Consider the following 21,427-nt stretch of genomic DNA (forward strand, 5'->3'; position numbering starts at 1 on the left):
AGGCATTGCAGCCGGCGCTTGCTAATAAAGTGCATTGGAAGAACCCATTCATAATTCAAAAGGCGGACCGCTGTCGTTCATTCGACGGATGTCCGCCTTTTTTCGTTTTTGTTCTGTTGAAATACGGAACATTTTGGTGGCGCGGGATGGAGCAGCCCGGTAGCTCGTCAGGCTCATAACCTGAAGGTCGTAGGTTCAAATCCTACTCCCGCAACCAACAAACAAGGCCCCCTCGCGGGGCCTTTCTTGTTGGCATTTATCGGCTTTGATTTTTACACCGCTTCGCGTTACACCTCAGGCATCACCAGCTTTTGTTAGGGAAACCATTATGTTCAACCGCCTTTTTGTCGACCATCCCAAAAGCGTCGATGAAAACTATGTTGAACATTTCGGCGTCGCAAGCCGCTTTGGCTTCACGATGATTTGGGGTGGGCTGAAGGCGCTTGTCCATGCAGTCATCCCCGGTCTGTGCATAACCTCGGGCAGCGATACAGTGAAACGGCTCAACACCATCATGGTCGAACAACGCCGCCTTAAGGGGCAGGACGTGACCCAAATGCTAACCGTTGATTGGGTCATCTGACGCTGTCTGAATCTCCGGTTCAATTCGCTACGCGCGCTGACGGCGTTCGCCTGGCCTTTCGACACGTGCGCGGGCGCGGGCCTACATTGGTTTTCCTGCCGGGGTACAAATCCGATATGCAAGGCGGCAAGGCGCAGGCACTGGCTGCTTGGGCGGCAGACCAAGGCGTGGGCATACTGCGGTTGGACTATGCGGGCTGCGGCGAAAGCGACGGTGCGTTTGAGGACGGCACGCTGGATAGCTGGCGTGACGATGTACTGACGGTGATTGCGCAAGCGGACATTGGCCCGCTGATATTGATTGGCTCGTCGATGGGCGGGTGGTTGATGCTGTTAGTGGCCGAAGCACTTGGCAAGCAAGTCAGGGCGATGGTTGGCATCGCTGCGGCTCCCGATTTTACCGACTGGGATTTCGACGCAGCCGACCGCGCGACCATCGCCGCCAATGGCCGCATCGAACGGCCAAGCGATTACGGCTATGAAGCCATGGTAATCACGCAAACTTTTTGGCAATCGGGACAACGCAACTTGCGGCTGACCTGCATGGTCGAAATCGACTGCCCCGTGCGGTTGATCCACGGACAATGCGACCCCGACGTGCCGTGGGAAACGTCCGTAAAGCTGGCACAGTTACTTCGTTCATCCGATGTGCAGACGATATTGTTAAAAGACGGCGATCACCGGCTTTCTCGCGATCAGGATATTGCGCTGCTGATCGACACGATAGCAAAGCTGACCTGCTGAAATTTTTCGGAGCTTTTATGTCAAAACTTCTACCGATATTGCTGCTCTGCGCGGCGCCCGCCGTCGCGCAGCCTTTGCCGACATTGGATGAGGTCCAGTTTCAAGAATGCTTGAAGCTTGCAAGCAAAGACCCCGTATCTGCGGTTTCTGATGCAAGCCTCTGGGCGCAGAAAAAGGGTGGCTATCTGGCGCGGGCTTGCCATGGTTTTGCGCTCGCAACCGATTTCAAATTTGATCTCGCCATGCCGATATTGACCGAGGCGGCAACCATGGCGCAGGAAAAGGGCGATCCACGTGCCGCGCGTTTTTGGGCGCAGGCGGGTAACGCCGCGATTGCTGCGGGCCAGCCAGACGTAGCAGTGGACGCTCTGGCAAAGGCGCTTGCATCCAAAAGCCTGAACAATGCGGAACGTGCCGATAGCGAGGTCGACCGTGCCCGCGCGTTGGTAGCATTGGGCAAAAGCGCCGAGGGCGAAGCCGCCTTGGCGACCGCACGGCAGTTGGCGCCCGAAAATGGAACTGCGTGGTTGCTATCGGCGACCTTGGCCCGGCGATTAAACAAGCTGCCCGATGCGCTGACATATATTCAAACCTCCGCCGCGTTACGACCGCGCGATCCCGCAGTTGCACTGGAAGCAGGCAATATAGCCATTGTCGCAGGCGACGACGCAACTGCACGCGAGCAATGGGAGCAGACGATTGCGATCGCGTCAGATAGCCGGCAGGCCGTATCCGCAAAGGCGCAGCTCGCGGCGTTAGCGGCGGCAACGGCCACCCCAGAGACTGAGCCGCAATCCAGATAAGCTGTGCTGGGCGTTTGGGAAGGCAGGCACCTCTTGCACGGTCAGCGGTCAAGGTTCATGGCTATGTCTGGAACACCGCGCTTTTGTGAATGGAATGAAAATGCCCACCAGCTATCTCCACACTATGATCCGTATCGCCGACCCGGTTGCCACGGTCGCTTTTTTCAAGCTGATCGGGCTGGAGGAAGTCCGGCGCTTTGACAGTGAGGCGGGGCGCTTTACGCTGATCTTCCTTGCGGCGCCGGGGCAAACGAACGTTGCCGAGGTGGAATTGACCCATAACTGGCCGCCTGCCGACGGCAGCGCGCCTGAGATATATGACGGTGGACGGAATTTCGGCCATTTGGCCTATCGCGTGGATGACATTTACGCGACGTGCCAGCGGTTGATGGATGCAGGCGTTACTATCAACCGGCCCCCACGCGACGGTCATATGGCGTTTGTCCGTACGCCCGACGGCATTTCGATCGAGCTGCTGCAAGACGGCAATCTCGCGCCTGCCGAGCCTTGGGCCAGCATGCCCAATATCGGGGCCTGGTAATATGCTTGAGATCGTGCGGGTTCCGGTGCTGTCTGACAATTATGTCTGGTTGGTCCATGAAGCGCAAAGCGGGGAAACCTTGGTGGTCGATCCGGCCGTTGCCGCGCCCGTTCTGGCTGCGGCCGAGATGCGCGGGTGGACAATAACGCAGATTTGGAACACGCACTGGCACCCTGATCATGTTGGTGGCAATGCGGAGATTAAGGCCGCGACGGGATGCATCATCACGGGGCCTGCGGCAGAAGCCGAGCGGATACCGACGCTGGATGTGCACGTGCGCGGCGGGGATGTGGTGCAACTGGGCGACGTGCGGGCAACCGTCATCGACGTGCCCGCGCATACCGCAGGACATATCGCATATCATTTCGCAACCGAGCAGGCTGCCTTTGTCGGTGACACATTATTTGCGATGGGCTGTGGTCGCTTGTTTGAAGGCACTGCCGCGCAGATGTATGACAATATGCGCACGCTTGAGGCATTGGGCGATGATACCGCCATCTATTGTGCGCATGAATATACGCTCAGCAATGCGCGTTTCGCGGTGACGGTGGAGCCGGACAATGCCAATCTTACGCGTCGCCTTGCTGACGTGGTCGCCGCACGCGAACGCGGAGAAGCGACGGTCCCGACCACAATTGCTTTAGAGCGGGCTACCAACCCGTTCATGCGCGCTACCTCGGTCGAGGAATTGGCGGCACGCCGGGCGGCAAAGGATGCCGCTTAAGCACTAATGAAAGTCGCGTGACTTGGGCATGATGCGGACGTCTCGCGGATGGCCATGGCGGGGATAGACAGGCTGGACAAATTCGTCCGACCGGCTGAGTGGCACATTGGCATCATGATCATGCGACAGGCGTTCAAGCTCATGCAAGCGGTCCGTGATATGTGTCGCCATGAGGTGCACCACGCCTTCCTTGCTGCGCTGCACCTCACCTTCGATCACCATTAACCGCGATGCCATAACGGCGCGGCGTTGCCGTTCGAACAGCCGCGACCATAACAACGCATTGGTGACGCCGGTTTCATCCTCAATCGTGATGAAAATGGCATTGCCCTTCCCCGGCCGTTGCCGCGTCAGTACAACGCCAGCGGTTTTAACCCGCGCACCATGTTTCGCCGCATCGGTCTGCGCGCAGGTCAATATGCCCTCGGCCGCAAACATGTCGCGCAGAAACTCCATCGGGTGTCCCTTCAACGACATCCGCGTCATTTGGTAATCCGCCGCAACATGTTCGCTGACGGGCATCACCGGCAGGGCTATTTCTGGTTCCTGTGCCAATTCGCGCGCATCGGCGGCTGCGAACAAGGGCAGCTCATCCGATGGCGTGCGCCGCGCTTCCCACCCGCCCGCACGCCGGTCAAGATTAAGCGAGCGCAAGGCATCGGCATCCGCCAGCAAATGCAAGGCGCGCGCTGGCAATTTGGCTTTGCGCGCCAGCTCCTCCAGCGAAGTAAAGGGTCGTGCGGCCGCAATCGCCACTGCCCAATCCTTGTGAAACCCACCGATTTGCCGGAGGCCAAGCCGCAAGGCACCCGCCTCGATTTCATTATCCCAAGCGCTGAAATTCACATCAATCGCGCGGACATCAACCTGATGATTGCGCGCATCCTGCACAAGCTGGGCTGGCGCATAAAAACCCATGGGCTGCGAATTCAACAATGCCGCCGTAAAAATCGCTGGATGATGGCATTTCAGCCATGATGATATGTAGACCAGATGGGCAAAGGCCTGCGCATGGCTTTCGGGAAAGCCATAGCTGCCAAAGCCCTCAATCTGTTTGTAACAACGTTCGGCAAAATCCTGCTGATATCCGCGCTGCACCATGCCGTTGATCATCTTGTCCTTATATTCGGGCATAGTGCCTGAATTGCGGAAGGTTGCCATCGCGCGGCGCAAGCCATTGGCCTCGTCCGGTGTAAATGCGGCGGCGACCATCGCCAGCTTCATCGCCTGTTCCTGAAACAAGGGGACGCCACATGTGCGGTACAAGATATCGTGCAGTTCATTGGGGTCATGCGGCGGTGCGGGCGAGGGATATTCGACCTTCTCCTCCTTATTACGCCGCCGCAAATAGGGGTGGACCATGTCGCCCTCAATCGGGCCGGGGCGCACAATCGCGATCTGGATGACAAGGTCGTAAAATGTCTTGGGCTTAAGACGCGGCAGCATGTTAATTTGCGCGCGGCTTTCGACCTGAAAGGTGCCGATGCTGTCGCCCTTTTGCAGCATCGCGTAAACCGCTGGGTCTTCGGTCGGAACGCTGTCCAAGCTATAATCTCCGCCGCCTGTCTGCCGCAGCATTTCGAAGCTTTTGCGGATGCAGGTCAGCATACCCAATGCCAATATATCGACCTTCAACAGGTTCAGCGCGTCGATATCGTCCTTGTCCCATTCGATAAAGGTCCGGTCCGCCATGGCGCCATTGTGGATCGGCACGGTTTCATCAAGCCGGTTTTCGGTGAGGACATAACCGCCGACATGCTGCGACAAATGGCGTGGAAAATCGAGCAGCTGGCCGACAAAGGCATGCAGCCTGGCGATGTGCGGGTTGTCTGGGTCAAACCCCGCCTCAATCAACCGCGCCTCGGGCAAGTCCCTGCCAAAGCTGCCCCAGACGGTGCCCGCCAGACGCGCGGTGACATCTTCGGTTAGGCCAATGGCTTTACCAACCTCACGCACGGTGCTGCGCGGGCGATAGTGGATGACCGTGGCGGCAATGCCCGCGCGGTGCCGCTTAAACCGGCGATAGACATATTGCATCACCTCTTCGCGCCGCTCATGTTCGAAATCGACGTCAATATCGGGTGGCTCATCGCGCTCTTCGGATAGAAAGCGCGAGAACAATAAATTGTTGGCCACAGGGTCAACCGATGTGATGCCCAATAAGTAGCAAATCACCGAATTGGCGGCGGAGCCACGGCCCTGACATAAGATCGGTGGGTCTTGCGATCGGGCGAACTGGACAATGTCATGCACCGTCAGGAAATAGCAGGCATAATTTTTCTGGCGCACCAAAGTGAATTCTTCGTCCAGCGCGCGGACCCATTTGGGGGGAAGGCCATCGGGGTGCCGCCGTTCGGCTTCTGTACGCACAAGATGTTCAAGCCAATCCTGCGGCGCCCAACCGCTGGGTACCGGCTCATTGGGATATTCATATTTCAACTGGCTCAGGTCAAATGCGATCTGGTTCAGGAAGCGCGCGGTCTCGGTAATCGCCTCCGGCGCGCGCGCAAATAGCTGTGTCATTTCAGCCGAGGATTTCAGGTAGCGTTCGGCATTGGCCTCCAACCGGGTTCCGGCCTGATCCACCGAAACGCCCAAGCGGATCGCGGTCAGGACATCATGCAGTGGCCGCGCCGCTACATCGGCATAGAGCGCGTCGTTGACCGCAAGGATAGGCACATCGCATTGCTTGGCGCGCGCGCTGCTCCTCAAGCCTGCGCCGGTCCTTGCCGCGTCCATGCATACAGATGCCAAGCCAGACCCTGTCTGGCGCAAGCTTTTTGAGCCTGCGCAATATGTCGTCCAAACATGTGGGCGTGGCTTCCACCAAGCGCAATTTCTCGCCGCCATCGGCATGGTTATATGCGACGGGTTTTTTATGCGGGTTGGTCTCTTCTGCGGTCGACTGCGGCAATATGATCAGGAGCAAATCCTCCAAATATCCGGCCAAATCATCGAAGCGCAATATGCACCCACCCTTGTTGGAACGCATATTCCCGACCGTCAGCAACCGCGTCAGCCGCCCCCATCCTTTGCGGTTTTTGGGATAAGCCACAATATCGGGCGTACCATCGGCAAAGACCAAGCGGCTGCCCGTGACCAACCGGAAGCCCTCCGGAAGCGCATTTTCGGCCTTTGCCTTTTTGACCGCGACCCATGCGCGCACCACACCGGCCACGCTATTGCGGTCGGCAATGCCAATGGCGCTCAGGCCAAGTGCGGCGGCCTGAAGCACCATGTCCGCTGGATGTGATGCCCCGCGCAAGAAAGAGTAATTGGTCGCCGCAACCAGTTCCGCATAAGCAGGGCACTGCGTCATGCGAACAGCCCGTGCAGATACCAGATCGGGGTGTCGGTTTCGGAATATAGGCCATGGCGGAATAGCCAGAAGCGCCGTCCCTCACTGTCCTCCACGCGGTAATAATCGCGCGTTGGGCCGCCTTTGCTCGGTTCATGCCCCGCCTTGCGCCGCCACCATTCGGCGGCAATGCGTTCGGGGCCTTCATAAGCGACAATATGATGCAGGCTTTTGCGCCAGCGGAATTGGCGCGGCGGGCCATCGGGGATAGAGGCCAGCGCCTCAATACGTTGCGGTGTTTCAAACAGGCGGAAGGGCCGCATGGGCGGTTCCGCTTCGGCGGGCTTTGGCCAATCCTTTTGCGGCTGGCCGGATTGCGCGGCGCATTCAACCACGGCGCGTTCGGGGATGTGGCTGTTGCGCTCTTCAAAATAGCGCACGCGGTCACGGCCCAGCCTTACGCTCAACCGGTCAATCAACGCCTCGGTTTGTGCGGACCTGTCGACTTTCGTGTCCAACCCCGCCTGTGAAGGCAGTAAAATATCCGCAGTAGGCACCGTCAATTGGATAAGGTCATAGCCAAATCCGGGGTCAAGTGGGTCGGACAGGGCATCAATGCGTTCGCGGATCAGCCGCATCAACAAGGCGGAGTCGCGCGTCGGTGCGCCGGTATCGACGGCCAGTCGGGCGATATGGCCATCGCTTCGAAACAGGCTGACCTCAAACCGGCGGCCACCTTGGCTGCGGTCATTCAGTTGCGCGGCGGCTTTGCCCGTCAGCGTTGTGATGGTGTCGAGGACATCATTGGTACGCGATATGGGTTCGGCGAAGTTTTGCGTGACGCTGACGACGGGCACATGACGGCGCGGCGTGATGCGGGCATCCTCTTCCTCCAATAGCCGCGCCAGTTTGACGACAGTCGCCTTGCCAAAGCGTGCGGCAAAAGCTTTGCGTGGACGGCAGGCAAGGTCCTGCAATGTTTTGAGGCCAGCGCGGCGCAATGCCTGATGCACCTTGTCTCCGGCATCCAATGCCTCGACGGGCAAGGCGTGTATGGCCTGTTTGGCATAACGTGCCTTGGCCCGCGCGCTGTCGGGTGTGGCGCCGAAGGCAATCTGTCCCGTGAGGCCGTGGCGACGTAACCGTTGCTTTAGGTCCTTGGCCAGCCGGACCTCATCATCGCCAAAGTGGTATGTGCAGCCGGTGATATCAATCAACAGCCCTTGCGGTGGGTCAATCATGCAGGCCGGGCTATAACGCTCGCATCCGTCCGCTAGCCAGCCCAGCAAATCAAGGTCCGCCACTGGATCATGATCAAATACCGCCAGTTCAGGCACGCGGGCACGCGCATCGGCCAGTGCCATGCCCCCGCTTAAACCAAGCGCAAGCGCCGCTGGATCGCATGCCGCCAGCCGCATGGCGCCGCGCTGCTTTTCGACCATCGCGAAAGGCGTATCAGGCGCGGAATCTTTGCTGCGGATCAGCCTCTGTGTCGGTAACAGCGGCAGAAAGACCGCCAGATAGCGGCGTGTCAAAAAAGCTTCGTGTTGCATGATCCCAGGTCACTCGTGCCGCAAAAGATGCTGTGCCACCGCGATGGCGCAGAAGGTTGATGTCAAAGGTTGGAAGGCCAGGCGCATTGCCCGGTAACGGCACCGATGGTGCAGAACATATCCGCCACCGCGTGCTGGCCGCACTTGGCATCGGCACAGCATCGCCGCGTACCAGCAATGCCAACACGCCGCTTTCCGCCGCCGCCAGCGCCAGACGCCGGGTTGATGTCAGGTCAACCATGCGTGCATTGCCATGTGTTTCGAGAATGACGGCGCGCGCCGCCTTTGACCGAATGGCATCGGCCGCAGCGCGCAGGGCATCGCGCAAATCCCCAGTCTGGACCAGCCATAGCTGCGATGGATTGCCGCCCATCGCCGACAGCCCCAGCGGATATAGCCGTCCAGACGTCTGGCGTTCTTTATCGCCTGTTACCCAAAATATGCCCGCATCGCTTTCGGGCAATCGCCATGCCAGCAACAACGCAAAGGCCGCCGCGGCATGTGAGTCGGCCTTTGCCCCACCAAAAAATTCGTGCAGCCCGGCTTGTACTATTCCACCGCGCAAGCGTTCGTCGACCTCAGCCGCGCCTATGGGCAATAAGGGTTGCGACGCATTCGGCTGATATTGTTTCCATGCATTGGGCACAGAAGGAAAAGCCGCTTTTGGTAGAATCGCTTTTATGTTCATGTTTTGTTCCATACTGCATTTTGCAGCAATGTGGAGTCAGCTTTTTTCTCCTGAAATGATTGGGTGGCGTATCACTTGGCGACCTGCATGCGCCGCCCCGATGTTTGCACCATTTTCCAGCCCGGGATTATGCGCCCGGGCCAGAAAACCATGTGTGTCGGGCGAACCTTATTCCCAATAATAAGGCATGCGCTTGCGCGTTCCGGTGACATCTTCATTCAATGTCGCGGCGTCATATAGACGGCCACCGATCATGACCTTTGCGACCTTGTCCGAATTGCGGATATTGGCGCTTGGGTCAGCATCGAGGATCACGAGATCGGCCAACTTGCCCGCGGCGATAGAGCCCACATCCTTGTCATAACCCAGCGAGCGGGCGGACTCGATAGTGCCAGCGGCCAGCGCCTCTATCGGCGTCATACCACCACGGACGAAGGACCAAAGTTCCCAATGCGCGGCAATGCCGGCTTCTTGGCCATGTGCGCCAATGGATACCGGCACGCCAAGCTTGGCAAGCTTATGTGCCTCACGCGCGCTGTTGTCGTCAACATAATCCTCTTCCGGCGCAATTTCGCGGCGGGCATTATTGGCGGCAAGCTCGGTCGGCGGATAATGTTTGGCCATCAACGGATGACGGAACACGTCGGTATGCGACCGCCAATAGGGGTCGCCCGCAGGACCGCCATAGGTCACCACGAGGGTTGGCGTATAACCCACCTTCGACTTGGAGAAGAACTGCAATACATCATCGTAAAAAATGTCGAGCGGGATATTGTGCTCAACGGTGGTGTTGCCATCGGCAATCAAGTTCATGTCCATACCGAACAGTGAACCGCCTTCGGCCACCGAACGCATATTTTCCTGAAGCGCAGCGGCAACGACTTGCTGCCGCTGTTCACGGCGCGGCTGGTTATAGTTTTTGACGCTGTGCGCGCCTTGTGCCTTCAACCGGCGGACATGCGCCAACGCGTCATCAAGGCCGTTAATCTCCGCATATACATCGGCTGACTTGGCCCCATAGACGATCTCGCCTGTCGAGAATGACCGCGGCCCAATGATGAGGCCAGCCCGCTGCATTTCCAACGCTGGAAACACCGTTGCGGCACTGCTCGACGGGTCATGGCGTGTGGTAATGCCCATGGCAAGGTTGAGCATATTTACCCAGTTTTGCTGCGGGGTCATTTCGTCCACGCCATGCGGGCCGTGGGCATGGGCGTCGACGAGGCCGGGGATGATGGTCTTGCCCGTAACATCAACGGTCTTTGCGCCGGCAGGAATAAGGAAGTCACCCATTTTGCCAACCGCTTTGATCCGGTCATTTTCGACCAAGATTACGGCATTGTCGATGATCCCGCCGTCCTTGGCAGCCATGGTCACAACGCGCGCGCCTGTAAAGGCAACGACGCCCGTTGGGCGGTCGGAGGTAACGGGCATCGAAAGCGAAATGCCTTCCTTCGGCGGCGTAAATTTGACGGGCTTTGCATCCTTGGCCAATGGGCCATTGGGGTAAAAAGCTTTGGTCTGCGCCGAGTACAGCGTTGGACCAATGGCCCAATGCAAGGCGTCGCCATTGCGGCTCCAATGCATATAATCCGCGCCGCCGTTGCTGACCTTAACCACGGGAAGCGCGCTGCCCGATGACGACGCAGTCACTTCCTGGGTGCCGGGCATCAACGGCATCACAAAGGCTTCGTAATTCTGGCGGAAGGCAAAGTTGTTGCCGTCGGGCGAGACTTCGTAAATCGTGGTTAGCTCGCCGCTGGCATGGCTTCGCTTGGCTTCGCCGTTCATATCCACGCTGACGAGCATACGCTTGTTCGCGCCCGATTCTGTGTAGAACATCCGGTCGTTGGACGCACCGAAATGCGGTGTGGTTCCCGCCGAGGTGATGCGCGTCGCTGCGCCGCCCATGGCGGGCATACGGTAAATGCCGGCTTGGTCCGAGCGCAAGGGCGAGGTCAGGCCGCCGCCTTCCTGCTTTTCAAAGACGATTGTTTTGCCATCGGGCGAGAAACGCGGGCGGGCATAATGGCCGGGCTGCGCCGTTGCCTTTTTGGGCGTGCCGCCGCTTGCGCTGATGGTGTGGATGTGGCCAAGGCCTTTATCTGTCCAATGCACATACGCAATTGTCTTACCGTCCCGCGACCATGTGGGATAAGCCTCCATCTCGGTCGTTGCCGACGTCAGGCGGCGCGCTGTGCCGCCGCTTGCGGGCTTGAGCCACAATTTACCCATGGTTTCGAACATTATCGTCCGGCCATCGGGCGACGTGACTACGCCGCGCGGCATGTGCGTTTGAAACGCGGCTGGCGCGACTTCAATCGGTGGACGCGGCGGGTCAATCACGCCGCGGGTATCTGAAATGCGGAAGGGAATGACGCTCGATACACCACTGGACCAATCAACTTTGCGAATCTTGCCGCCCGCCCAGAAATAAATCGTCTTGCTGTCTGGCGACCAATCCATATTCGGGTAGACGCCGGTAACGGCCCAGGTTTCTTGCACGTCCTGATCAAGCGCGTCATAGATTTTGCGCTCTTCACCAGTGGACAGGTCCTTCACATAGAGCTTTGACTTGGTCCGTTCGCGACGGACGAAAGCGATCTTCTTTCCGTCAGGCGAAGGGGTTGGGCGCACCGACCCGCCAACACCCGCAACCGCAGTTTCCACCTTGCCGGTATCGATTTCGTAGCTTTCAATGTTGAAAAGCTGACCGTTGGAATCCTGCGCATATTGGAAAATGGGGCCGGGCGTGATGTTGCGCGTGAAGTAGATATGCCTGCCATCAGGCGCAAATATGGGCTCGCCCAATTCCTTTTGATGCTGCTCATTGGGGCGTTTGACCAACAAGACGCCAGCGCCGCCGGAGACATGATAGAGCCACACTTCGCCGGTTCCCAGCGAGCGCCCCGTGGTAAAATGCTTCTTGGCGGCGATGAAGCGGCCATCCGGGCTCCAGCTTGGTTGATTGAGCAAGCGGAAATCCTCTTTGCTCATTTGCCGTTTGTCGGAACCGTCGCGGTTCATGATCCAGATATTGTCGCCGCCACCACGGTCTGATGTAAAGGCAATCCGCGTACCATCGGGCGAAAAGCGCGGCTGTGTTTCAAAGGGCAGACCTTCGGATATGCGCGTAGGCGTGCCGCCAGTTACTGGAATAACGTAGATATCACCAAGCAGGTCGAATGCGATCGTGCGGCCATCTGGGCTGACGTCAAGGTTCATCCACGAACCCCCATCGGTGTCGATGTTGATCTGGCGCACCGTCAGGCCCGGAGGCGCGGCGACATCCCATTTGGGTGCTTTATCATCAGCTGCGGCTTGTGCAAAAACTGTAGCCGGCATGATCGCGGCGCTCATCAACAGAACCGATTTAAGATAATATTTCATGGATAGGCTCCCCTGCCATTTTCTTATGCTTTCAGGCTGATATGCCTAGCGGGCGACCGCAAGCATGTATCGCCGGTTCGATAACCCGAACCCAGCGTTCGGCAAACGACAATCAGAAAGCTGACATGGCAAATAAGACGCAGGAAGCTGTTGGGTATAGCCAGAAAGTCGCACGCAATTGCGTGCGCGCCCGCCAATGATATGACGCAAAAAAAGTGCGCCTAAGGGCCAGATATGCCCTCATGCGCACTTTCTCAAATCAAAACCTACGTTCCAAGCCAGTGTCTCATCCGGATGGGCCGGAGCAAGGCAACTGGCCTGAAGCCGAGGTTTATCGAACGGTTACTGTCACCGCACGGCGGTTCTGGGCCCAAGACTGTTCGTCTGAACCCAATGCAGATGGCCGTTCCTTGCCATAGCTGACGGTCTGGATACGGCTCGCGTCGACACCGATGGAGGTCAGATAGTTTTTGGCCGAGTTGGCACGGCGCTCACCCAGCGCGAGGTTGTAATCGCGCGTGCCGCGTTCGTCCGCATGACCTTCGACGATGGCGCGTGTATTGGGATATTGGGCCAACCATTGCGCCTGACGCTGCAACACGGCCTGGTCTTCGGCATCAACATTGAAACGGTCGGTTTCAAACAGGATGCGGTCGCCGAATGCGCCAACCTGTTGCAGGAAATCTTCCTGACTGCCCGGTACGATCTGACCGGTACCGGCATTGGGATCAGTCGCGTTCTGGCCATAATCAGTGCCTTCTGCAGCTGGGGGCAGAGCCTCGACCTTTTTCTTGCCGCAGCCTGCGACAAGCGCGGTCGATACCAGCAATATGGCTGCCATTTTGATCGTATTTGTCTTCATGATATTTTCCTTCGACTTCGCCCGAATGCGTTTCGGGATAAACATAAGAGTGAAACGTCCTTAAGGCAATACGGGTCCCCATGCTGGGTCTGAACCATCGACTGGCGTGGGCAATTGACGTTCCTTGGAACCCGTAAGGTCCACTTGCCAGATGCTTGTTTTACCACTTCCCTTTGCCGTGCGGAAGAACTGAATGACGCGGCCATTTGGCGCCCATGTCGGTGCCTCGTCCTGCCAGCTATCGGTGAGCAAGCGTTCGCCTGAGCCATCTGGACGCATCGTGCCAACGCGAAAGTCGCCCGCGATGCGGGTGAAGGCAATCAAGTCAGCGCGCGGGCTCCATTCCGGCGTCGCATAGCGGCCGGAACCAAAGCTGATGCGGCGTTGATTGCTGCCGTCGGCGTTCATCACATAGACTTGCTGGCTGCCCGAACGGTCGCTTTCAAACACGATCTGGCGGCCATCGGGGGAAAAGCTGCCGCCGACATCAATGCCGGGCGAGCTGGTCAGCTTTACAGGCGTGCCACTGCCGCTGGCTGCAATTTTATAGACGTCGGTATTTCCCGACACGGCCATTGAATATAATATTGTCTGGCCATCGGGCGACCAACGCGGTGCGAAAGTCGGGCTTGTGGACTGGGTAATCAGACGCTGACGTCCGGCATCAATGTCATAGACGTAAATACGTGGATTTCCGTCGACATAGGACAGATATAAGATCGATTTGTAATTGGGCGAGAAGCGCGGCGTGAGCGCCGTCGACTGGCCATTGGTGATGAAGCGGTGGTTTGCGCCATCCGAATCCATGATCGCGAGCCGCTTTATCCGTTTATTCTTTGGCCCACTTTCGGCGATATAGGCGATACGGCTATCGAAAAAGGGAAGCTCACCCGTCAGCCGCGAATAGATCGCATCGGCGCATTTATGCGCAGCTCTGCGCCATTCGCGCGGCGGCACGTTAAAGCCAAGGCGCGTGGTTTCATTGCCAAAGCCGACATCATATAAATAACAGCCAACGGTCAGGTTGCCATCGCCGCCAACACGGACAAAGCCCTGCACCAATTGTTCAACCGGGCGCGATTTCCAATAGTCAAATTGTGGTGTTGTGACCTCAGGCAAGGTGATGGCCCGCAATCCGTTTGGCCCCTGCGTTTCAAAGACGCCCGATGCGCGCAAGTCAGACGAGATTACCTCAGCTATCTGGCGGCCAAGCGCCACGCTGTTGCCCGCCGCCGTGTCGGCGGGCGCGGGCGCGACCAAAGCGGGTACCGCGATAGAGCGGGTTTTGGAGGTGTCGAATTCGACCAATTCGGGTTCATCTGATGCAGGCGCAGCAGGTGGCGGCGTTTGCGCGATGGTGGCTTGCGTGCCCAAGATGAAAAGCAGGAAAGACGCCAGTTTCCGGTTGCGTGCGAAGAGTGACATATATCTCATTCCTTTATCCCGTAGCGCGCAAACGCAGCGCGTGGGTTTTCCAAACGTCATAATATTCTGGGTCAAGCCCGCTATAAGGCGATGCTGCACGCACCGCTTGCAAGATGCAATCTTTCAAAGGTCCTGCTTGCGGCTGGTTGCTGTCGTTGAGGCCCATCTGCTTGTCAAAGCGGACCGAGTTCAGTTTGCCGGTCGGTTCGAGGTTCAATGTCACAAAGGTTTCGATCTTGTTGATGTCGATGCCCGATGGCGCACAAGCGCGCACGCGGCTGCGGATTTGGCCAGCGATGCTGATACCGACCGAACGGCGCACTTCGGCAGCAGTTTTGGCAGCAGGGGTTCCAACGGCCTTGCCCGCGCCGGGGGCCTTGCCAATATTGTCGATGCTGTCGAGAAAGCTTCGGCTTAGCCCGCCGGGCTTTGCAGGCGTTGTGCCCTTGCCACTGACTGCCGCCGCCTTGGCGGGGGGCTGTTTCACAGGCTCTTTCTTCACCGCGACCTTTGCAATGGGCGGCGCAGTTGCGGGCTTCACAGGCTTCGAAACAGGCTTGGCCTGCGGCTTCTCCACCGGCTTTGCGATTTGCATTATGGGTGTCGGGGCAGGCGGGGGCTCTGCCGGCGCAGTGTCACCTGGGGCAGGCGGCGCAGAATCCTCTTGGATCGCATCGGGCGCGGTGGAAACATCGGCAATTTCGCCCACCAACGATACGGAAATAGACTCTTGCTTAGGCGCGGTCTTTGCAGATGCCAGCAGGCCAAGCGCAAATGCGCCCAGCAAGAGGGCATGGCCGCCAACCGCCACGCCAAGTCCCAGTTTCTCCGCCCGATCCATTGCCATCTTGTTAGCTGTCGTTTGCTGAACCGGTGGTGACTAGGCTCACGCTGTTCAATCCAGCGCGGTTCAATTCGCCCATGACGCGCATCATTTGACCATAGCTGATTGCCGTATCGCCGCGCAGCATGATCTGGCGCGGGGCTTCAGGTGTCTGCGCAGCGGCGATTTCTTCCAACCGTGCCGCAAGCTCTGCGGGCGCAACTTCTGTGCCGTCGATAAAGGTCACGCCATCACGGTCGATTGCGATTTCAATGGGTTCATCCTTTTGATCCAGCGCGTTGGCGCGGCTTTCCGGAAGCTCGACAGGCACGCCTGTCACCAGCAAGGGTGCGGTGACCATGAAGATGATGAGCAAGACCAGCATGACGTCGACAAAGGGCGTGACGTTGATGTCCGCCATCGGCGCGCGCCGGCTCCCCCGCCTGCGCCCGCGTCCGCCACCACCGTTTGATGATGTGTTCATCGCCATGTTTAAACCTCAAGCTCCAATTCGCGGCTCAACGTGCCGTGGAAGCCATCGGCAAAGCGCCCCATGCGGGCTTCATATTGGTTCAGCCGGTGTGAGAAGCGGTTATAAGCGATGACCGCGGGGATGGCGGCGAACAGGCCGATTGCGGTGGCAAACAACGCCTCGGCAATGCCCGGTGCCACAACCGCAAGGCTTGAATTCTGTTCCGCCGCAATCGCCGCAAAGCTGCGCATGATGCCCCAGACGGTTCCGAACAGGCCGACAAATGGCGCAACCGATCCCGTGGTCGCAAGGAAGTTCAAACGATTGGCAAGACGATCGGTTTCTGCGGCAATGGTCGCATCCATTGCGGTAGCAAGCCGCTCGCGCGTTCCGGAACGGTCAATGCTTTTGCCATTGGTCGATAGCCGCCATTCGGCCATCCCTGCGGCAAACACCTTGGCCACGGGCAGGTCGTTCTGGCTATGCGTTTTGGCAAACGCTGCGATGTCGGAACTGCCCCAAAATTCGCGCTCAAACGTGTCGCTCTTCTTGTTAATACCGGACATTTTTACGGTGAAGCTGAGGATGATTGTCCATCCCCAGACGCTGGCCAGCGCGAGGCCAATGATGACCGACTTGACCACCAAATCGGCATCCAGAAACAGTTTTATTGGTGAAAAACCCACATCTTGGGTCGCGGTAAGCAGGTCCATGAATATCCTATTCTGCGTGTCTGTTTATAATGGGCTGGAACGCCGCAACCCATTGCGCAGGTTGCCGGCGCGGTTTGCCGTCTGGTGAAACAAATGCCGCAGTCACCTGCGCCTCGGTGAGTATGTCGTCGCCGCGCATGACGGTTTGATGAATGTCGCAACTGGCCGCGCGCACCGCTTCGACGGTGCTGATGACCACCAAGGCATCGTCAAAATGCGCAGGGCGGCGATATTTGATATGCATTTCGGTAACCGCATAGGCGCCTTGGCCCGCCGCATGCACCGTGCGCTGGTCAATGCCAACGCAGGCGAGCATGTCCGAACGCGCGCGCTCCATGAAGTGCAGATAACGCGCATGGTAGACGACCCCCGAAAAGTCGGTATCCTCAAAATAAACCCGCACAGCAAACAGGTGCTGCGCGCCGTCAAAATGGCCTTGATAGGGAGTAGGGACGGTCATCAATGAAATGCTTAACCGTTGTCGAGTCCGGCGGGAAGAGTTTTTAGTTTGCGTGCGCTCAATTGGTCGCCTGAAGGACTCCGCACAACGTTATGCGTCGAATAATCTGTCCTGTGACCCAGCTGGTGGATTAAGGCCAAGATGCTTCCAGCCCGGCGCATTGAGGCAACGGCCTCGCGCCGTGCGCGCGATCAGGCCCAATTGCAGCAGATAAGGCTCAACCACATCCTCTATTGTGTCGCGCGGTTCCGATAGGCCAGCGGCAAGCGCCTCAACGCCAACAGGGCCACCGCGATAGATATCTGCGATCATGTGCAAATAGCGCCGGTCCATCGCATCAAGGCCAAGCGCGTCCACTTCAAGCCGGTTGAGCGCGCCATCCGCAATTTTGGCGGTGACGACGGGCTCACCTGCAACATTGGCAAAGTCGCGCACGCGGCGGAGCAATCGTCCGGCAATACGCGGGGTGCCGCGCGCGCGCTTGGCAATCTCGTTCGCGCCATCGGGGGCAATGCCCAGATCCAGCAACCGCGCTGCGCGGGTGACAACCAGTTCAAGCTCTGCATGCGTATAGAAATTGAGCCGCACCGGAATGCCGAAGCGGTCACGCAATGGCGTGGTCAGCAACCCTTGCCGCGTAGTTGCGCCGACAAGCGTAAACGCAGGCAAATCGATACGCACCGACCGCGCCGAGGGGCCTTCGCCGATCATGATATCCAGCGCACGGTCCTCCATTGCGGGATACAATATTTCCTCGACCACGGGGCTTAAGCGGTGGATCTCGTCAATGAACAGGACGTCGCCATCTTCCAAATTGGTCAACAACGCCGCCAAGTCGCCGGATTTTGCAATGACTGGGCCGGACGTCGCGCGGAAACCTACGCCCATTTCCTTGGCCACAATCTGCGCCAATGTCGTCTTGCCAAGCCCCGGCGGGCCAAAGAACAACACATGGTCCAATGGCTGTCCACGACCCTTCGCCGCCTCAATAAACACCCGCAAATTGTCCCGCGCCGCGGCTTGCCCGATGAACTCGGCAAGCGTTTTGGGCCGCAAGGCGGCGTCGATATCCTCGGGCCGTTTGTCCGGCGTGGTGAGGCGGTCGTCGCTCATCGCGATGCCCTCTTCAACGCCAGCCGCACCAACGCATCAAGCGTCGCATCGGGGCCAAGCTCTTCTACCGCCAGTGCCACGGCGCTTCCGGCTTCGCCGGGCTTGAAGCCGAGATTGGCGAGCGCAGACATCGCATCTTGTGCGTGGTTGCCGTTCGCGGCGCCGGTTGTCATCAGCTTCGCGCCGCCGCCGATGCCGGCGAGTGCGCCGACCTTATCCTTCAATTCATTTACGATGCGGCTGGCAAGTTTTGGGCCAACACCATTGGCGCGCGCGACCATCGCCGCGTCACCGCTGCCGATCGCGAGGGCCAAGTCCTGAGGTTCAATCGCGGAGAGGATAGCCAGCCCAACCTTGCCGCCTACGCCCTGCACGCCCGTCAACAGACGGAACCAGTCGCGCTCTTCGCGTGTGGCAAAGCCGATGAGGCGCATGTCGTTTTCCGATACCTGCATTTCGGTAAAGACGGTGGCAAAATCATCCGCCTTGCCCAATGACGATAATGTCCGCGCGCTCGCCTGCACCAGATAGCCCACGCCGTTGACGTCGATTACCAGATGGTCAACGCCCGTTTCATCAATGCGTCCATAAAGCTTTGCAATCATGTTGGCGGGTTAGCCGTTCGTTACCAAATCGGCAAGCAAAAGAGAACATCGTGGGAACAGGAAGTTTCATTTCAAGCAGAGGCGCAGAGGACGCAGAGATCAAAAAATGTAACTTCGTGGGCCATATACTCTGCGCTCTCTGCGCCTCCGCGTGAACCCATCAACCCCTGATATGATGGGCATGGGTGATTGCCACCGCCAACGCGTCCGCCGCATCCGGCCCCGCAAGTTTTAGCCCCGGCAACAGGATACGCAGCATGGCCTGCACCTGCTCCTTTTCCGCCTTGCCAGTTCCAACAACAGATTTTTTCACCAACCGCGCGGCATATTCGGTCACGGGCGTGTGGTTGCGCGCTGCACCCAAAAGCACCACGCCACGCGCTTGCCCAAGCTTCAGCGTCGATTGCGGATTTTTGTTGACGAACACTTCTTCGACCGCGGCATAATCGGGACGAAAATGGTCAAGTACGGCCCGCAGTTTCTCGTCGAGCAGCACCAGCCGGCTCGCCAATGGCATTTTGGCGTCGGTTTCAATTTCACCATTGTCGATATGCGACAGGCGGTTGCCTTCCTTGCGGATGACACCCCAGCCAGTGGTCCCAAGGCCGGGGTCGAGACCCAAAATAATCATGACGACATGATCATCCCAGCTTCGCCATCACCTCGTCGGATACATCGAAATTGCCCCAGACGGTCTGAACATCGTCGTCGTCTTCCAGAGCATCAATCATTTTTAGCAGGGTCGCGGCATTGGCTTCGTCCACCTCGACCAGAACTTGCGGTTTCCACGCGAGCTTCGCGCTTTCGGCCTCGCCAAGCGTCGCCTCGAGCGCCTTGGCGACTTCATGCAGGCTATCCATCGCGGTCCAGATGCTGTGTTCGTCTTCGCTGGATTCCACATCTTCCGCGCCGGCTTCCAACGCGGCTTCAAACACGCTGTCGGCGTCGCCTGCATTGATCGGATAGGTGATTAGGCCCATCCGGTCGAACCCGTGGCTCACCGCGCCCGATGCGCCAAGATTGCCGCCATTTTTGCTAAATGCCGTGCGCACATTGGTTGCGGTGCGGTTGCGGTTGTCGGTCAATGCCTCAACGATGATCGCAACGCCGCCGGGGCCATAGCCTTCATAGCGCATTTCATCGTAGCTTTCCGCGTCGCCGCCCGCTGCCTTGTCGATCGCACGCTGGATATTATCCTTGGGCATAGATTGCGCCTTGGCTGCGTTGACGGCAAGGCGCAGGCGCGGGTTCATGTCGGGATCGGGCATGCCCATTTTCGCCGCCACGGTTATTTCGCGCGAAAGTTTGGAAAACTGCGCCGAACGTTTCTTGTCCTGCGCACCTTTACGATGCTGGATATTCTTGAATTTGCTATGGCCTGCCATGGCTCTACTCTTCTCTGGCTAAAGGATAGGATGTCGCGCCCTTACATCAGGCGCACGCCATTGGGCAAGCCATGTGCTTTAACGCAACTTCACCGCAGTCGCTGACGACGTTGCCATCGTCATTTATCCGTCGTCACGCCCTGATCAAGACGGCGACGGGGCGCTGCTGCGGCGCTACGCCAGACCAAGAGCCGATTTGTAAGTATCCAAAATGGCTTCCATTTCCTGACGATCGTCTTGGGTCATTTTGCGTAAACGCACGATCTGGCGCATGATTTTCGCGTCATAGCCTTGGCTCTTGGCTTCGGAATACACATCGCGGATGTCGTCGGCGATGCCCTTTTTCTCTTCTTCCAAACGCTCGATGCGCTCAATGAAAAGACGCAGTTGATCGGCTGCGATATTGCCTTCGGCCATGATATTCTCCCTGTGGTGTTGGTTGGGGCAGAGGCCCCGAATCAAGATGACAGCGCCTTAATGCGAAGGGGCGTTTTTCGCCACGCTTTCCTGCATCCGTTGCAATTGCGCGGGCGTTGCTTCGCTTTGATATTTCGCTTTCCACTCTGCGGCGGGCATGCCGTGGATAAGCGTTCGCGCTTCATCCTTGGTTAGCTGCCCGTCTGCTTCCATCACCCAGTCGGCCAGGCAATTGCGGCAAAAGCCGGCTAGGCCCATCAAATCGATGTTCTGCGCATCATGCCGGTGTTGCAGATGTACGACGAGGCGGCGAAATGCCGCGGCGGCGGCGGCGTCTGAAATGTACGTGTCCTGTTGCATAGCGATGCGCCCTTTCCGTTGTTGATGTGCCACGTTATGGGGAAGGCGAACGTCAAAATCCATATCGCGGAGCCAATTTCATGCAATATCACAAGCCACGCATGCGCAAGGTCCGCATATTGGCGACATTGGGCCCGGCGAGTGACACGCCTGAAATGATCGAAAAGCTGTTCCGTGCAGGCGCAGATGCTTTCCGCGTCAATATGAGCCATGGCGAGCAAGCGGATAAAGCGCAGTTGATTGCCAATATCCGCGCGCTGGAAAAGGCGTATAATCGGCCGACAACCATATTGGTTGATCTGCAAGGTCCAAAATTGCGTGTGGGAAGCTTTGCCGAGGGCAAGGTTGAACTGCACACGGGCGACAGCTTCCGGCTGGATACGGACCCGACGCCGGGGGATGCGCAGCGTGTGCATTTGCCGCACCCCGAAATTTTCGCAGCGTTGGAAGTCAATGCACGGCTGTTGCT

Annotated in this window: 21 protein-coding genes, 1 tRNA gene and 1 pseudogene; 7 read left to right on the top strand and 16 right to left on the bottom strand. The window is 58.2% G+C overall.

The annotated features are described in order from the left end of the window. The first annotated feature begins 140 nt into the window (after nt 1-140). The 6 genes from ACIQ2T_RS04625 (at nt 141) to gloB (ending at nt 3,394) form a co-directional block, all read left to right on the top strand. Nucleotides 141-217, top strand: a tRNA-Met gene (locus ACIQ2T_RS04625). A gap of 111 nt (nt 218-328) precedes the next feature. Continuing rightward, on the top strand, nt 329-583 hold the full coding sequence (locus ACIQ2T_RS04630; protein WP_315470058.1) for a DUF6356 family protein: 255 nt from the start codon (nt 329-331) through the stop codon (nt 581-583). Further along, the gene (locus ACIQ2T_RS04635) at nt 580-1,326 is read left to right on the top strand and encodes an alpha/beta fold hydrolase (RefSeq protein ID WP_397589807.1); all 747 of its coding nucleotides are present in this window, start codon (nt 580-582) and stop codon (nt 1,324-1,326) included. The genes ACIQ2T_RS04630 and ACIQ2T_RS04635 overlap by 4 nt, the downstream gene beginning before the upstream one ends. Nucleotides 1,327-1,343: 17 nt before the next feature. Next, nucleotides 1,344-2,129, top strand: a complete 786-nt coding sequence (locus ACIQ2T_RS04640; RefSeq protein WP_397589793.1) for a tetratricopeptide repeat protein — start codon at nt 1,344-1,346, stop codon at nt 2,127-2,129. 100 nt (nt 2,130-2,229) lie between these two features. Beyond that, nucleotides 2,230-2,670: a VOC family protein gene (locus ACIQ2T_RS04645; protein ID WP_397589794.1), complete on the top strand. Its 441-nt coding sequence runs from the start codon at nt 2,230-2,232 to the stop codon at nt 2,668-2,670. Nucleotide 2,671: 1 nt separating this feature from the next. Then, complete coding sequence (gene gloB, locus ACIQ2T_RS04650) at nt 2,672-3,394, top strand: hydroxyacylglutathione hydrolase (protein ID WP_397589795.1); 723 nt, start codon at nt 2,672-2,674, stop codon at nt 3,392-3,394. A 3-nt stretch (nt 3,395-3,397) separates the two neighbouring features. On the opposite strand, the pseudogene ACIQ2T_RS04655 reads toward gloB, so the two are convergent. From ACIQ2T_RS04655 to ACIQ2T_RS04730, 16 genes and pseudogenes are all read right to left on the bottom strand, one after another. Beyond that, nucleotides 3,398-6,713 (bottom strand): annotated as a pseudogene (locus tag ACIQ2T_RS04655) (error-prone DNA polymerase). Continuing rightward, entirely contained in the window at nt 6,710-8,245 is a 1,536-nt protein-coding gene (locus ACIQ2T_RS04660; RefSeq protein ID WP_397589796.1) for a Y-family DNA polymerase, read from the bottom strand. Before ACIQ2T_RS04660 ends, ACIQ2T_RS04655 begins: the two are co-directional and overlap by 4 nt. Then, the gene (locus ACIQ2T_RS04665) at nt 8,148-8,933 is read right to left on the bottom strand and encodes an ImuA family protein (protein WP_397589797.1); all 786 of its coding nucleotides are present in this window, start codon (nt 8,931-8,933) and stop codon (nt 8,148-8,150) included. Before ACIQ2T_RS04665 ends, ACIQ2T_RS04660 begins: the two co-directional genes overlap by 98 nt. 168 nt (nt 8,934-9,101) lie before the next feature. Continuing rightward, nucleotides 9,102-12,323, bottom strand: coding sequence for an amidohydrolase family protein (locus tag ACIQ2T_RS04670; protein WP_397589798.1), 3,222 nt, complete (start codon nt 12,321-12,323; stop codon nt 9,102-9,104). A gap of 331 nt (nt 12,324-12,654) precedes the next feature. Beyond that, on the bottom strand, nt 12,655-13,170 hold the full coding sequence (gene pal, locus ACIQ2T_RS04675; protein ID WP_397589808.1) for a peptidoglycan-associated lipoprotein Pal: 516 nt from the start codon (nt 13,168-13,170) through the stop codon (nt 12,655-12,657). Nucleotides 13,171-13,245: 75 nt separating this feature from the next. Continuing rightward, nucleotides 13,246-14,610: a Tol-Pal system beta propeller repeat protein TolB gene (gene tolB, locus ACIQ2T_RS04680; RefSeq protein WP_397589799.1), complete on the bottom strand. Its 1,365-nt coding sequence runs from the start codon at nt 14,608-14,610 to the stop codon at nt 13,246-13,248. Between the two features lie 13 nt (nt 14,611-14,623). Then, complete coding sequence (locus ACIQ2T_RS04685; protein WP_397589800.1) at nt 14,624-15,457, bottom strand: hypothetical protein; 834 nt, start codon at nt 15,455-15,457, stop codon at nt 14,624-14,626. A 4-nt stretch (nt 15,458-15,461) separates the two neighbouring features. Continuing rightward, on the bottom strand, nt 15,462-15,923 hold the full coding sequence (gene tolR, locus ACIQ2T_RS04690; protein ID WP_397589801.1) for a protein TolR: 462 nt from the start codon (nt 15,921-15,923) through the stop codon (nt 15,462-15,464). A 2-nt stretch (nt 15,924-15,925) separates the two neighbouring features. Continuing rightward, nucleotides 15,926-16,618, bottom strand: coding sequence for a protein TolQ (gene tolQ, locus ACIQ2T_RS04695; RefSeq protein WP_315470048.1), 693 nt, complete (start codon nt 16,616-16,618; stop codon nt 15,926-15,928). Between the two features lie 7 nt (nt 16,619-16,625). Continuing rightward, a complete protein-coding gene (locus tag ACIQ2T_RS04700) occupies nt 16,626-17,078 on the bottom strand; it encodes a YbgC/FadM family acyl-CoA thioesterase (RefSeq protein WP_397589802.1) in 453 nt (150 codons plus the stop codon). Nucleotides 17,079-17,168: 90 nt separating this feature from the next. Next, nucleotides 17,169-18,191: a Holliday junction branch migration DNA helicase RuvB gene (ruvB, locus tag ACIQ2T_RS04705; RefSeq protein WP_397589803.1), complete on the bottom strand. Its 1,023-nt coding sequence runs from the start codon at nt 18,189-18,191 to the stop codon at nt 17,169-17,171. Continuing rightward, nucleotides 18,188-18,796 carry a Holliday junction branch migration protein RuvA gene (gene ruvA / locus ACIQ2T_RS04710; RefSeq protein WP_397589804.1) on the bottom strand — a complete coding sequence of 203 codons (609 nt, stop codon included), beginning with the start codon at nt 18,794-18,796 and terminating at the stop codon, nt 18,188-18,190. The genes ruvB and ruvA overlap by 4 nt, the downstream gene beginning before the upstream one ends. A gap of 160 nt (nt 18,797-18,956) precedes the next feature. Continuing rightward, nucleotides 18,957-19,427 carry a crossover junction endodeoxyribonuclease RuvC gene (gene ruvC / locus ACIQ2T_RS04715; protein ID WP_300035897.1) on the bottom strand — a complete coding sequence of 157 codons (471 nt, stop codon included), beginning with the start codon at nt 19,425-19,427 and terminating at the stop codon, nt 18,957-18,959. A gap of 10 nt (nt 19,428-19,437) precedes the next feature. After that, nucleotides 19,438-20,181 carry a YebC/PmpR family DNA-binding transcriptional regulator gene (locus ACIQ2T_RS04720; RefSeq protein WP_306064618.1) on the bottom strand — a complete coding sequence of 248 codons (744 nt, stop codon included), beginning with the start codon at nt 20,179-20,181 and terminating at the stop codon, nt 19,438-19,440. A 174-nt stretch (nt 20,182-20,355) separates the two neighbouring features. Next, nucleotides 20,356-20,598, bottom strand: a complete 243-nt coding sequence (locus ACIQ2T_RS04725; RefSeq protein WP_295445355.1) for a DUF2312 domain-containing protein — start codon at nt 20,596-20,598, stop codon at nt 20,356-20,358. A gap of 57 nt (nt 20,599-20,655) precedes the next feature. Beyond that, nucleotides 20,656-20,958 carry a DUF1244 domain-containing protein gene (locus ACIQ2T_RS04730; protein ID WP_397589805.1) on the bottom strand — a complete coding sequence of 101 codons (303 nt, stop codon included), beginning with the start codon at nt 20,956-20,958 and terminating at the stop codon, nt 20,656-20,658. 80 nt (nt 20,959-21,038) lie between these two features. On the opposite strand from ACIQ2T_RS04730, the gene ACIQ2T_RS04735 reads away from it, so the two are divergent. After that, nucleotides 21,039-21,427 (top strand): pyruvate kinase (locus ACIQ2T_RS04735; RefSeq protein WP_397589806.1); only part of this gene is annotated, 389 nt, incomplete at its 3' end.

Origin of the sequence: Sphingorhabdus sp. (assembly GCF_044357595.1) — a bacterium.
Taxonomy (GTDB): domain Bacteria; phylum Pseudomonadota; class Alphaproteobacteria; order Sphingomonadales; family Sphingomonadaceae; genus Sphingorhabdus_B.